Below are 14741 nucleotides of genomic sequence, written 5' to 3' on the forward strand. Positions count from 1 at the left end.
CCGGCGGACTAGGGAATCGGACATGGCCATTCCACTGATGCAGCAGATTGAGGAGGCGGCGCGCTTCACAGCCGTCCACGCTGCGCTCGCGCCGGAAGACGAAAGCTCGGTCCCGTGGCTGCTGACGGGGGCGGTGCTGATGGTGCAGCAGTCGGCGACGCTGGCGCTGGCTGAAGCGGGGGCCGAATTGCCGGCGATGCCGGGGCCGGGTGAGCTGGTCGCCCGGATCGCCAATGCCGATTGTCTGGCCCAGCCCTATACGGCCCCGATGAAGCCGGAACATCACCGGGCTTTCGACACCGTCATCGCGGCCCGCAACAGCTTCATGCACCCGAAGCCGGACGGCCTTGCGCTGGAGGCGGCCAGCCTGCCGGCCGGGCTGCAGGTCTCAGTCGATCTGGTGCGCCACCTGATCCTGACCCAGCCGGTGCGGCCGTCCATGGTGGGGGATGCGCATGCCGCTTCGATCAGGCACTCACTTGAGTTGGTCGAAACATCTGTCGATTTCTGGAAAACGGTGATTAGGGCGGCCTAGTCGGCGCGGGTGTAATCGACCTGCATGAATTGTTGCCAGCCCTCGCCGGTCAGCGACCAGTCGGTGACCCGGAGGCCGGTTTCGGTCAGCTCATAGCGTGAGCGGCCCTGCGCGCTGCCGGCCTTGCCCCAATGCGTGGTCAGCGCATCGCCGGACCAGCTGGCGGCGAGCGGGTGGATGGCGCCACCGCTGTCAGACCAGTAGCCATCAATCGCCGTCTCTCCGATCCGGTAGACGCCCTGACCCGCAAAGATCGCGTCGCCGCCATCACGTGGGCTGATCGTGTAGGCAATTTCGAGATGGTCGGGATGAAGGCCTTCAGACCAGTCCACCGTGCAGGTCGCGTCGGTGCCCCAGGCATCGCAGTCGGCCTCCCACTGGCCAATCAGGGTTTCCGGCCCCTCGGCCATGGCGGAGAGGGGCGAACACAAAGCGAGAATGAGGCCGGCAGTCAGGAGTTTCATCAGCGGCACACCAGATTGAGCAGGGAGAAGTAATGCACGCCCGCGCGGTGTCCGCAAACTCTATCTCGCCCTAGCGCCGGGTGTGGATGGCCTGCGCCGCCTCTTTGAGTTCGGGCGCGGTCATATTGTCGAAATCCAGGTCGGCCAGTTTCTGCAGGCGTTTCTTCAGGCTGAAATAGGTGTCCTCGAACGCGGCGCGCTGCTGGGCCATTTCTTCCACGACGGCAGGGTCTGGCAGGCCCCAGTGAACCTGAACCGGATGGCCTGGCCAGTAAGGACAGGCTTCTCCAGCCGCATTGTCACAGACGGTGATCACGACATCCATGTGTGGTGCGCCCGGCGCGGCATACTCTTCCCAGCTCTTTGAGCGAAGCCCGCGTGTGTCATGCCCCTTGGCCGAGAGGACGGCCAGCGCCCCCGGATTGACCTCGCCGCGCGGGGTCGACCCGGCGCTGTAGCCTTTCAGGCCCGGAATGCAATTGGCGACCACCTCACCGATGATGGAGCGCGCGGAATTTGCCGTACAGAGGATCAGGATGTTGTGTGTCGTCAAAGGGAGGGCCGTTCGTCTGCCACGCGCAGTTCCTGTTCCAGTGCGGCGCCGAAAGCAAGCAGATTCGCTTCCCGGAAGAGCGGGGCCCAGAGAGAGATGGCGACCGGCGTTCGTGCGCTCGGCGCGTCCGGGTCCTCCTCCGCGCCGAAAATGGTCCGGGGCTTTGTCTCCTGAAAGCCTGCGCGCATGACAAGGCAGGGATGGCCGGTGAAATTGGTCGGCGTCAGCATGCCCGACGAGAAGTTCGGCCCGACGACAAGGTCCACACCGTCGAACGCTGCCTCCATTTCCTGCATCCAGCGCCGCCGGAGCCGGTCGATCTGTATGAGGTCGACACCGGTGAGAAAGCGGGCCGCGCGAAAGCTGTTCGGCCAGGCGGCCTCTTCCTGCCAGACCATGAGATCGTCCTGGTCCGACAAGGTCAGCTCCTCGAAAGTGGCGGCGGCCTCAGCCAGCAGTTGCTGAACGAGCGGGGCGGCAGGCAGATCGGGGACCGTGAATTCGACAGGTTGCGCGCCAAGCGCCAGCGCGCGGTCGAAGGCGGTCAGCTCTGCCTCGGTGGCGCCTTCGCGCCAGGCCTCGTTGAAGCCGAGCTTGAGGCCGGAAAAATCCTGCCGGGGCGTATAGGAGAAGCCGGTATCGATGGAGCTTGCATCCGCCGGGTCCGGGCCATTGATCGCGGCCATGACGAGGGCAAGGTCCTCGACGCTGCGGGCCATCGGGCCGACCTTGTCGAGCGACCAGCAAAGCGCCATCCCGCCAGCGCGCGAGACGCGTCCGAAAGTTGGACGCAGGGCCGAGCCGCCGCAGCGGTGGGACGGTGAGACAAGCGAGCCCAGCGTCTCGGTGCCGATGGCGAAGGCGCAAAGCCCGCCGGCCACGGAACTGGCAGAGCCTGCGCTTGAGCCGGATGAGCCTTCGCGCGGGTCGAACGGGTTTCGTGTCACCTCGCCATACCAGATATCGCCATAGGCCAGCGCGCCGCAGCTTGTCTTGCCGAGCAGGACGGCACCGGCCATGCGAAGCCTCTGCATGATGGTGCAGTCTTCGGTCTTGAGGCCTGTATCCTTGTAAGGCGCCGCGCCCCATGTCGTCGGTGCGCCCTTCGCATCGAACAGGTCTTTCAGCCCAAAGGGGATGCCGTGCAGGGGGCCGCGATATTTGCCGTACTCCAGTTCGGCATCGGCCTCATCGGCTTCGGCGCGGGCGCGTTCCGGCATGACGGTGATCCAGGCGTGCAGCGTTGGGTCGAAGCGGTCGATGCGGTCGAGATAAATGTCGGTGAGGCGGCGCGATGTGAGCAGGCCGCCCCGGATCCAGGCTGACAGCTGGCGCACCGAAGCGAAAGCGACATCGTCCTCGTCCATCGGCAACGGGCGTTCGGCGACAGGCGATGTTTCGACCACGCCTTCTCCGCCGGTCGGGTAGGTCTTGCCCGGCAGGCGCGGATCGAAGGTCTGGGCCGGCGCGAGGCCGTTCGGCTTTTCCAGGGCGCGCAGCTGCTGGATAGCGCTGAGCTGCTCCTCGATGGTCGGGATCATCTGCTCGCGCTCGGCATCGGTGTAGTTGACGCCGGCAAGTGTCTCGGCTTCAGCGATACGCGAGGGTGTCACGGGCCCGGCCCCATTTTCCTGCGCAGTGGCGCGGCTCGCGGCGGCCAGCCCTGTCAGTCCCGCTGCCCCGACTTTCAACAGATCCCGCCGTGTGCTGCTTTTCATCCCGTGCCCCTGTTCCATCGGTTTCAAATGAGACTAATCTCCTTCCATGGAAAAGCCAGAGAGCCATCGGAGACCTGTATTCATGAAAAGATTTCTCCTGGCCGGCGCTGCAATCCTGGCCGCAGCCGCCTGCCAATCGACCACTGACGAGACCCAAGCCGCCGAGGAGGCCGACACCGCCGTGACCACTGCCCAGACCGACGTTGCGACTGACGCCGACATCGCCCTGCCGACAGGCGAAAACGACCCCTATCTCTGGCTTGAGGAGGTTGAGGGTGAGCGCGCTCTGGACTGGGTGCGCGCGCAGAATGAGCGCACGCTGGGCGCGCTGCAGTCAGATCCGCTCTATGAGGGCTACTATCAGGAGGCGCTCGACGTGCTGACCTCCGATGAGCGCATTCCCTACGGCTCGATCCGCGACGGCATGGTCTACAATTTCTGGCAGGACGAGACCAATGTCCGCGGCCTCTGGCGCCGTACGCCGCTGGAAAGCTATGCGACCGAGACTCCCGAATGGGAAACCGTCCTCGACTTTGACAAGCTCGCCGAAGAGGAAGGCAAGAACTGGGTCTTCAAGGGCTCCAATTGCTACCAGCCGGAAGAGGGCGGCAGGTGGCTGTGCATGGTTTCGCTGTCGGATGGCGGCAAGGATGCCGTGATCCAGCGTGAGTTTGACCTCTCGACCCGGAGTTTTGTCGAGGATGGTTTCGTGACGACCGAAGCCAAGCAGGGGCTGTCCTGGGTCGACGCCGACACGGTGCTGATCGCGACCGACTGGGGCGAAGGCTCGCTGACCGACTCCGGCTATCCCTTCATCGTCAAGCGCTGGACACGCGGCACGCCGCTGGAGGCGGCCGAGGAAGTGGTGCGGGGCGACACAGCCGATGTCGGCGTGTTCCCGTTCGTGCTTGAGACCGAGGATGGCCGGCGCCTGCAGGGGGCCATCCAGGCCGATACCTTCTTTACATCGACGGTGTGGTGGCTGCCCGACGGCGAAGAGACGCCGGTTGAAGTGCCGATACCCCCCAAGTCCGATATTGATGGCATCTACAAGGGCAAGCTGCTCGTTTCACTGCAACAGGACTGGGCACCAGAGGGCCAGCCGGTCGCGTTCAAGTCGGGTGATCTTGTCGCCTTCGATCTCGACATGTTCCTTGAAACCCGCGCGCTGCCGGCCGTCGAACTGGTCTTCAGCCCTGATGAAAGCCAGGCCGTGAACGGGGTCGCGATTGCCGATGGCGCCGCGCTCCTGTCCATCCAGGAGAATGTCGTCGGCAAGGTGCTGAAGCTTGAGCCCGGCTCCGGCGGCTGGACGACGAGCGAGATCGCGCTGCCCGGCAAGGGACAGTCCGGCATCGCCTTTGCCGACAAGGATGTCGACACGGTTTTCCTCAATTATGAAGGCTTCCTGACCCCGGATTCGCTGCTGCGCTATGATGTGGCGACGGGCGAGGTGAGCCCGCTGAAAAGCCTGCCGGCCAAGTTCGAAACCGACGGCCTTGCCGTGGAGCAGTTCTTCGCGACATCGAGCGACGGGACGAAGATTCCATATTTCATCATCCACAAGGAAGACATGCCGCTCGATGGAACGACGCCGACGCTGCTCTATGGCTATGGCGGCTTTCAGGTGTCGATGAACCCGTCCTACTCGGCGGTGCGCGGCCGGCTGTGGCTGGAGCAGGGCGGGGCCTATGTGCTCGCCAATATCCGCGGCGGTGGCGAGTTCGGGCCGGACTGGCACCAGGCCGGCCTCAAGCAGAAGCGCCAGATCATCTATGACGATTTCATCGCCGTCGGTGAGGATCTGATCGCGCGGGGCATCACGGAGACCGATCATCTCGGCATCATGGGCGGCTCAAATGGTGGCCTGCTTATGGGCGTGATGCTGACCCAGCGTCCGGATCTCTGGGACGCGGTGGTCATTCAGGTGCCGCTGCTCGATATGCTGCGATACCACAAGCTTCTGGCCGGCGCGTCCTGGGTCGATGAGTATGGCGATCCCGACATTCCCGAGGAGCGTGAATTTCTCAAGACGATTTCGCCCTATCAGAACTTCGATCCGGCGGCGGACTATCCGAAACCCCTCTTCCTGACCTCCACGAAGGACGACCGGGTGCATCCGGGGCATGCCCGGAAGATGGCAAAACTGTTCGAGGAGAGCGGAAAACCATTCTTCTATTATGAGAATATTGATGGTGGCCATTCGGCGGCCGCCAATCAGAAGGAAACGGCGCGCCGCTCGGCGCTGGAATACGTCTATCTCAAGCGCCGCCTGCAAACTGGCGCGTCCGAATAGGAAACTTGACCGGCCCGGGGCTTTTTGCCGGGCCGGTTTTTCCTGCTTCGGATTTCTCCTGACAGGTGCATTTTCCGGAGGCGGAGGAGATAAAGACCATTTCCCAAACGGATGGCGTGCGCTGCCCACTGTTGTAAAATCAACGGTTTGCGCGATTTTGTCGCTTGCTGTGCGGCGCAACATAAAGTATACAACTTGTTAATGGGGATGGGTGTCGCGGCGTGTGAGCGAGACGCTGGGCGACGATCCAAATGTAAAATTCAGAAATGCGAACCGCCGGTTTTTCCCCAAGGCCGGTCGGTAACGTCCCCACGCCGGTCCCCTCCTGACGAGGAGGGGGCCGGTTACCGATTCGGGCTTCCCCAACGCGAGCCTTGACTTGGAGGTCCCCTCAGCGCCCCTTCGGTTCAAACATGTAAGCGGAGGAAAAGACGTGGGCGAACTTTCTGGAAAGACAGCAATCATTACAGGCGCAGCCAGCGGCATCGGCTATGCTGGCGTCGAGGTTTTCGTCGAGGCGGGCGCGACGGTGGTTGCCGGCGACCTGCAGGATGAAAAGGGCAAGGCGCTGGAGGCCCGGTTCGGGTCCGACAAGGTCCGCTATGTCCATTGTGATGTGACGAAGCGTGACGAGCTTGCCAGCCTGTTCGAGACAGCCGAGGAAGCCTTCGGAGGCGTCGATATCCTGTGGAACAATGCCGGGATGGGCGGGACACCGACCGGTGTAGAGGATCTTGACGAAGAGGGCTTCAGCCACACCGTCGACCTGCTGCTGAAGTCGGTCTTCGTCGGCACCAAGCTGGCCGTGCCCTACATGAAGAAGCGCGGCGGCGGCTCGGTCGTGAACACGTCCTCGATCTCCGCCGTTTGTGCCGGGTATGCGCCGATCACCTATTCGGTCTGCAAGAAGGGCGTGGCGCACTTTTCAAAACTGGCAGCCGCCGAGCTCTCCAAACACCATATCCGTGTCAATGCGATCCTGCCCGGCTTTATCGCGACCTCGATCTTCGGCGCCTCGCTCGGCCTGTCGCGTGAGCAGGCCGACCAGATGGCCGCACTCGTCGAGCAGCAGGGCGGCAAGATGCAGCCGGCCGGACGCACCGGCAAGGCCAGGGACATTGCCGACATGGCCGCTTACCTGGCCTCGGACCGGGCGAGCTTCATCACGGGCGGGGAATTCCTGATCGATGGCGGCATGACGGTTGGCCCGCGCCATAGCTGGGACGAAAGCGATGGCGGCCCGCTGCTGGATGCGCTGGGGATCAGTCCGGAACAGGCGGAAGAGATGCGTGAAGCCATGATGGCTTCACAGGAGAGCTAGCGGTCTTCGGCCTCGTCCTGCGTGGCGGCGAGGCCGGGAATGCTCTCGACGGCCTCAAGCAGATCCTGAAGCGTGCTGGCGGCTGCGACTTCCTCATTGCGCTCGTCATAGAGCGCGAATCCGTCTGCTGTCTTGCGCAGCGGGAATTTGCGCCAGTGGGCCCGCGTGCGATACAGCCACACTTCGTCCGGCTCGGCGCCGGCCGCTGACCACCCCGTCCAGACATGATCCGCCGGGACGTTGCGCCAGAGCTGGTCGATTGCGTCGAGGTCCTGTTGGGAAAAGGGTTTCATGACTGATCAAGCTGATTGTGAGGGTGAGGCAGAGAGTAGTGGCCGGAGACTGTCTGGCAATGCCCTCGGTGCTGTCTACATGCTCCTGTCGGGCATAGGCTTCACGGTCTATATCGTGCTGGCCAAGGAGCTTTCCAAAGAGGTCCACCCGATATTCCTGGCTTTCTGGCGGTCGTTTTTTGCGTGCCTGATTTCGGTGCCGGTGATCCTGCGCGTCGGTGTTTCGAGCCTCCGGACAAAGCGGCCAGGCCTGCTGCTCGCGCGGTCGATGTTCGGAACGCTGGGCTTTGCGCTGGCGATGCTGGCGGTCTCCGACTTTTTCACCCTGTCGCTGTCTCAGTTCAACGCGATCAGCTTCTCGCGTTCGCTCTTCGTGACCGTGCTGGCGGCGGTGGTGCTGCGTGAGATGGTCGGGCCGCACCGCTGGGGCGCGGTGGCCATCGGTTTCTTCGGCGTGCTGATCATGGTGCTGCCGGGCCTGTTCATCTTCTGGCGGCCGGGCGCGCTCGATTCGCTCAGCCTCGACATGGGGACGCTCTGCGCGCTGGGGAGTGCCTTCTTCCTGGCGGTCGCGATCGTGCTCGTGAAGACGCTGAGTGCCGAGCTCTCGGCGGTCGCTCTTCTGACCTATGCGAATGTCCTCTCGACGCTCCTGCTGCTGCCCTTCTGTTTCATCTTCTGGTCGATGCCGTCGCTTGAGACCTGGGGCTGGATGGCGTTCATGGCGGCAACCGGCTTCGTGGCGCAGTTCTGCTATATCTCGGCGGTGAGCGCGGGCGACGCGTCCTTCATCTCCCCGCTCGATTATCTGCGCCTGCCCATGGCGACCGTGGCGGACCTGCTGGTCGTTGGCCTGCTTCCGGGAACCAATGTCTGGATCGGAGCCGGGATCATCATTGTGTCCGCCGTCTACATCACCTTGCGTGACCGCAAGAAGAAGGCCCAGAAGGTGACGGTGCTGCAAGGGCGGTGACCGGGCCGGTGCCCAGAAAACGTTTGAAGTTTCGCAAATCTTATGGTGGTCTTGACGCGAGATTCGAGGTGGAGGGGCCTTATGGAAGATCGCAATCTGGACATCGGCTACGTCTTTGAGAAAACGTTCGCCGTCATCGCGGAACGCTTCGTCGAACTTGTTGTCCTTTCGCTTGTCCTCGTCGGGATACCAAACCTGATCCTGAGCTGGATCTCGGCGCAGATGGTCGATCAGGCGATCTCGTCAGGCAACGGATTTGCTGTCTTCTCGCCGGGCTACCTGATCATGAGTTTCCTGATCGGGCTTCTGCCGCTCCTGCTTCAGGCGGCCGTGATTCATACGACGGTCGAGGCCATGACGAAGCGTGTGTCGGATTTCGGAAGTTCGCTCTCCGTGGCGCTGGGCTCTTTCCTGCCGCTGATTGTTCTCTCCATCATCCTCAGCGTGTCCTATTTCATCGGCCTGATGCTTCTGGTCGTGCCCGGCCTGATCCTCATGACGCTCTGGGTTGTGGCCGTGCCCTGCCTCGTCATCGAGCGTGCGGGCATCATCGGTTCTCTCGGGCGCAGCTTCGAGCTGACCGAGGGCCAGCGCTGGCGGATCTTCGCGCTCATGGTGCTTGCCTTCATCGCCATGATGATTGCTGGCGCCATTGTAGGCGCGCTCAGCTTCGGCGCCGCCACAGGCGCGCAATCCTATGGCGCGGTTGCGGGCTTCAGCATGTGGAGCGGCCTGCTCAATGCCATCCTCGCCATGGCGGGGGGCGTTGTCGGCGCGGTCGGCGTGTCGGTTCTCTACGTCCACCTGCGCGACCTCAAGGAAGGCACATCGATCGACACGATTGGCGAGGTCTTCCGCTAGCCGCTTCCGGGCGCGGTCGCTGGGGCGATCCGGTAGGGAGAGCAGCCGGAAAATAAATCGGACGAACGCTGAACAAGTCTGTTAGTGTTTACCGAGGCTGCCCTCAGGAGGTCCCCCCATGGAAACCGTTCTCGTGACGGGTGCGACTGGCTTCATCGCCTCGCACCTCATCCTTAACCTGCTCGACAAGGGCTATCAGGTGCGCGGCACGGCGCGCTCTGCCGAAAAGGCCGAGCGTTTGAACAAGATCCTGTCGGACTATGCCGGCAAACCGGTCGAGATTCCGATCATCGCAGCTGACCTTGGCAGCGATGATGGCTGGGCCGAAGCGGTTGAGGGCTGCACCTATGTCCAGCACGTCGCCTCGCCCTTTCCGGCGACGGTGCCAAAGCATCCCGACGAGTTGATCATTCCGGCCCGCGACGGGGCCCTGCGCGTCCTGAAAGCAGCAAAAGCGGCCGGCGTGAAACGCGTCGTGATGACATCCTCCTTTGCGGCCATCGGCTATGGCTGGGGCGAGAACCGCCCGAACCCGCTCACCGAAGCGCACTGGTCCAATCCCGACGACCTGGAAGACAACACACCCTATGCGCGCTCAAAGACAATCGCGGAGCGGGCCGCCTGGGATTATGTGGAGGGCGAGGGCAAGGGGCTTGAGCTTGCCGTGATCAATCCGGTCGGCGTGTTTGGCCCGGCGATGAGTGGGGATGTCTCGACTTCGCTGCAGATCGTCAGCCAGCCGCTCGAAGGCAAACTGCCAGCCTATCCGAAGATTTGCTTCGGCATCATCGATGTGCGTGACGTCGCCGAAGCCCATGCCCGCGCCATGACCCTGCCTGAAGCCGCCGGCGAGCGTTTCCTGCTGAGCGACGAGGTGATGTGGATGGAGGAAATGGGCCAGGTGTTGCGAGAGGCTTATCCGGACCGCAAGGTCCCGAAGGGGACGCTGCCGAACTGGCTGGTGCGCGCCGCGTCCTGGTTCAATCCGCCGCTGAAGCAGATCCTGCCGGAGCTTGGCCGTGACCGTCAGGTCTCGAACGAGAAGCTGAGACGCGTCCTGGGCATCACGCCGATCCCAGCGGAAGACGCCATTCGTGCCAGTGCCGACAGCCTGATCAGGCTTGGCGTGGTCTGAAGCCTAGCGGCAGCCGCAGCCGCCGCCACCCTTCTTGCCGCCACGCTTGCCCTTGTAGCCACCCTTGAAGCCGCCGCGGAAGGCAAGGCGCATGCTGGCTGACGCACGCGCACTGGCGGATGCGCGGGCGCTGGCATAGGCAAAACCGCCGCCGCCGCCATAATAGCCGCCATCGACACCGGACCCGACGCCGCCACCAAAGCTGGCAACATCAATCTCGAGGCCGCGCGGAGCCGGTGCGTGATAGACCGGACGCGGCGGCGGAGGCGCCGCCTGCGGCGTGCAGCAGATGCCGCCGATCGTGTAACGCGTTACATAATGACGGGTCTTCGACTCATCGACATAGCGGCGAACCTGGGTCTCATGGACCTCGTCCGGGGGGCAGTACCAGTCATCTCCGCCGATCAGCTCGCAACCATTTTCATAAATGTGGGCCTGCAGCGGTGGCGGGCCTTTCTGGACGGGCCGGTCCGGATAGCCATCGGCCCAGGCTGGGCCAGCCGCCAGCATGAAAGCGGCAGCAATGGCGGCGAGACTGTAGCGTTTTGACATGCAATTCGCCTCCTGAGCGAAGAATCCGGACATCCCGGTCAAGGGCAGCAAACCGGGGGCCATCGGCTGGTTTGCCAACAGTAAACGGCTGCAGGAGGCATGATGCAAACGGGTTAACCCATGGCGCGAGTGACGGTCGCGTCTTGCGGGCAGGATGAAAGAGGTGTCCTGTGCTCAGAAGTCGTAGGTGATGCCCTTGCGCTCCCAGTCGCCGAACCGGGTCGGCTCACGATGCTTCGGTCCGCCTTTTTCGTTGGCGCGCCGGGCTTCCAGCTCCTGTTCATGCTTCAGCTGCTCGTCACGGCGCTGTTCGGCTTCTGCCAGGGCGCGTTCGGCTTCGGGAGTGAGTTTGCGGGTCATGACATTTCTTTAATTCGGTGCAGGCACGACTCCCACACGCGTTAACACTTTCCATATATTCGCCTGACAGAGATTAAAACGAAGACCGTGCGTATCAAGGAGCGAGAATCGCCGTGGGCACAATGAAGACCTTCATCCTGCTGGCCGCCATGACGGCGCTGTTCATGGCCGTTGGCTATCTGGTCGGCGGAATGGTCGGCATGGCCATCGCGTTCGGCGTGGCGCTGATCATGAACGCGTTCTCCTGGTGGAATGCCGACAAGATCGTGCTTCGCATGCAGGGCGCGCGCGAAGTGACCGAGGATGAGCGGTCGCCGGTCATCCGCACCTTCGCCAGTGACACCCGTGCGCTGGCCGAACATGCCGGCATGCCTGAGCCGAAAATCTATGTGATCGACACGCCTCAGCCCAACGCCTTCGCGACGGGCCGCGATCCGAAGCATGCCGCTGTCTGCGCGACGATGGGCCTGCTCAATTCCCTGACACGAGAGGAAGTCGCAGGCGTCATGGCGCACGAGCTCGCCCACGTCCAGCATCGCGACACGCTGACCATGACGGTGACGGCGACGCTCGCCGGTGCGATCGGCATGCTCGCCAATTTCGCGATCTTCTTCGGCAATCGTGAGCGAGGCGGGATCCTGACGTCGATTGCCATCATGATCTTCGCCCCGATGGCGGCCGCCCTCGTCCAGATGGCGATTTCCCGCTCGCGCGAGTATGAAGCCGACCGCCTCGGCGCGGAAATCTGCGGTAATCCGCACTGGCTGGCATCCGCGCTCGAAAAGATCGACCGGGGCGCCAAGGCTACGCTCAACCAGCGCGCCGAAGCCAATCCGGCCATGGCCCACATGTACATCATGAACCCGCTGGCCGGTAAGGGCGCCGACAATCTCTTCTCGACGCACCCGGCAACCGCCAACCGAATCGAAGCGCTGCGCAAGCTCGCCAAGGACATGAACATCACCCCGGCGGGCAACCTCGCTGAACCGGAACCGGCGCGCGCCGCCGGCCCGTGGGGATGAGCGGCGCGAAAGCAAGACAGGCTGCTGCAGACCTCCTGATCGAGACGCTCGACAATCGCCGGACGCTCGATGAAGCGATGGTGACGTCGGAGCATTATTCGAAGATGCAGGGGGCCGACCGCGGTTTTGCCCGGGCGATAGCGAGCGCGGCGCTGCGCCAGCTGGGCCGCATCGACAAGGGGCTGGCACCCTTTCTCTCACGTCCGCTGGAAACCGCAACGCCGCCGGCCCGGGCCCTGCTCAGGGTCGGGGCCGCACAGGCCTGGCTGCTTGAGACACCGGATCATGCCGTGGTCAGTGAAACCGTCGATGCCGCCAAGGGCTGGGCCCGTGCGCGCTCCTCCTCCGGTTTCCTGAATGCCGTCCTGCGCAAGGTGGTCAACGACCGCTCGCATTTCGACAAGGCGCCTGTGACTGCGATCTGGCCGGACTGGCTGACCGTGGAGCTGATGACCAGCCTCGGCGTCGAGGCCGCGACCGCCATGGCGACCGCGCAGCTCGACGAACCGGACCTGCACCTGACGCCGAAGGATGTGGCCGCCATTTCCACGCTTGCCGAAGCGGCGGCTGGCCAGGTGATTGGCGGCATCAGCGTGCGTGTGCCGACAGGTGATGTGTCAGCCTTGCCGGGCTTCGAGGCCGGTGACTGGTGGGTCCAGGATGTCGCCGCCGCGCTGCCGGTGCACCTGTTAGGGGCGCAACCGGGCGAGCGGGTGCTGGATCTCTGCGCTGCCCCGGGCGGCAAGACCATGCAGCTTGCCACCGCCGGGGCTTCGGTGACGGCGATCGACCGCTCGGCGGTCCGCCTGGAACGGGTTCATGAAAACCTTGCCCGCACAGGCCTGTCTGACCGGGTCGAGACCGTGAAGGCAAAGGTCGAGGACTGGTCGCCGCCTCAACCGGCAGACCGGATCCTGCTCGATGCCCCGTGTTCTGCGCTCGGCACGCTGCGCCGCCATCCCGAAGGCGCCTGGATAAAGAGTCCGAATGACATTGCCCGCTTTCCCGATGTTCAGGCCCGTCTTCTGGAGCAGGCCGCAGGCATGCTGAAGCCGGGCGGAACGCTCGTCTATTGCGTCTGCACCCCGCTGGCACGCGAAGGTGTCGAGGTGGTCGACCGCGTTCTGAAAACCACGGGTCTGAAGCGCTCACCCATTACCGCCGAGGAGGCCGTTGATTTTGCCGCCGGGCTGACATCGGACGGCGATCTCGTCACCTTGCCGAATGGCCGCTACGGCCATGATATCTTCCAGATTTCGCGTCTTGTCCGCGAGAATTGATTAAAATCAGGCAACTTTCCGCCTTTCGCCTTAAAATGGCCTGCTGAGGTTCATATCTCGTTCAGCCGGAAAGCCAGATAATCTGGTCGTCCAATGTGCAAAGGAGCACCCAATGACGACTGAAACAGCAACCGTTAAGACGCCGAGCAGGATGATGGCCGGCGCCTTTGCCGCCCTTACTCTCGCGCTCGCGGGCTGTGCCAGCGGCTATGGCGCCAACACTGTCAGCTCATCGAGCGTCGGTTATGCCTCGACCGTTCGCGAAGGGACGGTGACGTCCGTCCGCGAAGTGGTTATCCGCCCTGACAATTCCGTCATCGGTGTTGCGACCGGTGCGATTCTTGGCGGTCTCGCGGGCTCAGAGCTCGGCGGGGGCGACAAGGCCCAGACGGCCGGTGCCGTTGGGGGTGCCGTTCTCGGCGGCATCGCCGGTAACGAAGTCGGCAAGGGCGTGAACACCAAGCGGGGCTTTGCCTACACCGTCCGTTTCAACGATGGGAATGTGAAGGAAATCGTGCAGGGCAATGATATCTACATCCAGCCCGGCACCCGTGTGAACGTGACCTTCCGTGAGGATCGCGTCACCGTTGCTCCCGCGGGCTACTAACTAAAGGTAGCGCGCGGAACACACCCGTGCTGCAAACATGCATAGATGAGCCGCCGTCAGCCTTGTGCTGGCGGCGGTTTGGTTTTAGGCGATAAGCATGCGTGACGTCCTCATTTCTCCCTCCATCCTGTCGGCTGACTTTGCAAAGCTTGGCGAGGAAATCCGGGCCATCGACAAGGCTGGCGCCGATATGATTCATGTCGATGTCATGGATGGGCACTTCGTACCGAATCTGACCTTCGGCCCGCCGGTCATCGAGAAGTTGCGGCATCATTCCGACAAGCCCTTCGATGTGCACCTGATGATCGCTCCGGTTGATCCGTTCATCGACGCCTTCGCCGCTGCCGGAGCAGACATTCTGACGGTCCATCCGGAAGCCGGCCCGCACCTTCACCGTACGTTGCAGGCCATCCGCGCCGCCGGCATGAAGCCCGGCGTGGCGCTCAATCCCGGCACACATGAGGACGTGATCGATCCGGTCATCGACGATATCGACATGATCCTCGTCATGTCGGTCAATCCGGGCTTTGGCGGACAGAGCTTTATCGACAGCCAGCTGCGCAAGATCGAGGCATTGCGGAAGAAAATCGATGCCACCGGACGGAAAATCATTCTCGAAGTCGATGGCGGGCTCAATCCTGAAACGGCCCCGAAAGCCATTGATGCGGGCGTCACGGCCATTGTCGCCGGCTCTGCGGTGTTCAGGGGGGGACCGGACCGGTACGCGGAAAACATCGCGGCGCTCCGTGGTGAAATGGTAAGCTGAACTGG

General features: G+C 63.2%; 16 protein-coding genes. 10 read left to right on the top strand and 6 right to left on the bottom strand.

Annotated features, from left to right (window positions below; all coding sequences use genetic code 11):
• The first annotated feature begins 22 nt into the window (after window positions 1-22).
• Window positions 23-535, top strand: a complete 513-nt coding sequence (locus tag Q1K29_RS04575; RefSeq protein WP_300391775.1) for a hypothetical protein — start codon at window positions 23-25, stop codon at window positions 533-535.
• Here Q1K29_RS04575 and Q1K29_RS04580 read toward each other — a convergent pair.
• From Q1K29_RS04580 to Q1K29_RS04590, 3 genes are all read right to left on the bottom strand, one after another.
• A complete protein-coding gene (locus Q1K29_RS04580) occupies window positions 532-999 on the bottom strand; it encodes a hypothetical protein (protein ID WP_300391776.1) in 468 nt (155 codons plus the stop codon). The genes Q1K29_RS04575 and Q1K29_RS04580 overlap by 4 nt on opposite strands.
• Before the next feature lie 70 nt (window positions 1000-1069).
• On the bottom strand, window positions 1070-1552 hold the full coding sequence (locus tag Q1K29_RS04585; RefSeq protein WP_300391777.1) for an arsenate reductase ArsC: 483 nt from the start codon (window positions 1550-1552) through the stop codon (window positions 1070-1072).
• Entirely contained in the window at window positions 1549-3270 is a 1722-nt protein-coding gene (locus Q1K29_RS04590; protein WP_300391778.1) for an amidase, read from the bottom strand. The genes Q1K29_RS04585 and Q1K29_RS04590 overlap by 4 nt, the downstream gene beginning before the upstream one ends.
• Before the next feature lie 82 nt (window positions 3271-3352).
• On the opposite strand from Q1K29_RS04590, the gene Q1K29_RS04595 reads away from it, so the two are divergent.
• On the top strand, window positions 3353-5566 hold the full coding sequence (locus tag Q1K29_RS04595) for a prolyl oligopeptidase family serine peptidase (protein WP_300391779.1): 2214 nt from the start codon (window positions 3353-3355) through the stop codon (window positions 5564-5566).
• Between the two features lie 433 nt (window positions 5567-5999).
• A complete protein-coding gene (locus Q1K29_RS04600) occupies window positions 6000-6887 on the top strand; it encodes an SDR family NAD(P)-dependent oxidoreductase (RefSeq protein ID WP_300391780.1) in 888 nt (295 codons plus the stop codon).
• Here the strand turns inward: Q1K29_RS04600 and Q1K29_RS04605 are convergent.
• On the bottom strand, window positions 6884-7180 hold the full coding sequence (locus tag Q1K29_RS04605; RefSeq protein ID WP_300391781.1) for a hypothetical protein: 297 nt from the start codon (window positions 7178-7180) through the stop codon (window positions 6884-6886). The genes Q1K29_RS04600 and Q1K29_RS04605 overlap by 4 nt on opposite strands.
• Between Q1K29_RS04605 and Q1K29_RS04610 the strand changes: the two genes are divergently transcribed.
• From Q1K29_RS04610 to Q1K29_RS04620, 3 genes are all read left to right on the top strand, one after another.
• Window positions 7179-8153, top strand: coding sequence for a DMT family transporter (locus Q1K29_RS04610; protein WP_300391782.1), 975 nt, complete (start codon window positions 7179-7181; stop codon window positions 8151-8153). The genes Q1K29_RS04605 and Q1K29_RS04610 overlap by 2 nt on opposite strands.
• An 81-nt stretch (window positions 8154-8234) precedes the next feature.
• On the top strand, window positions 8235-9014 hold the full coding sequence (locus tag Q1K29_RS04615) for a hypothetical protein (protein ID WP_300391783.1): 780 nt from the start codon (window positions 8235-8237) through the stop codon (window positions 9012-9014).
• 118 nt (window positions 9015-9132) lie between these two features.
• Complete coding sequence (locus tag Q1K29_RS04620; protein WP_300391784.1) at window positions 9133-10149, top strand: aldehyde reductase; 1017 nt, start codon at window positions 9133-9135, stop codon at window positions 10147-10149.
• Between the two features lie 3 nt (window positions 10150-10152).
• Here the strand turns inward: Q1K29_RS04620 and Q1K29_RS04625 are convergent, their stop codons facing one another.
• Both Q1K29_RS04625 and Q1K29_RS04630 read right to left on the bottom strand, forming a co-directional pair.
• Window positions 10153-10701, bottom strand: a complete 549-nt coding sequence (locus Q1K29_RS04625) for a hypothetical protein (RefSeq protein WP_300391785.1) — start codon at window positions 10699-10701, stop codon at window positions 10153-10155.
• A gap of 174 nt (window positions 10702-10875) precedes the next feature.
• Entirely contained in the window at window positions 10876-11061 is a 186-nt protein-coding gene (locus Q1K29_RS04630; RefSeq protein WP_300391786.1) for a DUF1674 domain-containing protein, read from the bottom strand.
• Between the two features lie 113 nt (window positions 11062-11174).
• Here Q1K29_RS04630 and htpX point away from each other — a divergent pair, with 113 nt between their 5' ends.
• From htpX to rpe, 4 genes are all read left to right on the top strand, one after another.
• Window positions 11175-12083, top strand: a complete 909-nt coding sequence (gene htpX / locus Q1K29_RS04635; protein ID WP_350210294.1) for a zinc metalloprotease HtpX — start codon at window positions 11175-11177, stop codon at window positions 12081-12083.
• Complete coding sequence (locus Q1K29_RS04640; protein ID WP_300391787.1) at window positions 12080-13363, top strand: transcription antitermination factor NusB; 1284 nt, start codon at window positions 12080-12082, stop codon at window positions 13361-13363. Before htpX ends, Q1K29_RS04640 begins: the two co-directional genes overlap by 4 nt.
• 112 nt (window positions 13364-13475) lie before the next feature.
• Window positions 13476-13970: a glycine zipper 2TM domain-containing protein gene (locus Q1K29_RS04645; RefSeq protein WP_300391788.1), complete on the top strand. Its 495-nt coding sequence runs from the start codon at window positions 13476-13478 to the stop codon at window positions 13968-13970.
• Window positions 13971-14067: 97 nt separating this feature from the next.
• Window positions 14068-14736 (top strand): ribulose-phosphate 3-epimerase, encoded by a 669-nt coding sequence (gene rpe / locus Q1K29_RS04650; RefSeq protein WP_300391789.1) that lies wholly within the window; start codon window positions 14068-14070, stop codon window positions 14734-14736.
• Window positions 14737-14741 lie beyond the last annotated feature (5 nt).

It is taken from the genome of Henriciella sp. (assembly GCF_029937755.1).
Taxonomy (GTDB): Bacteria; Pseudomonadota; Alphaproteobacteria; order Caulobacterales; family Hyphomonadaceae; genus Henriciella.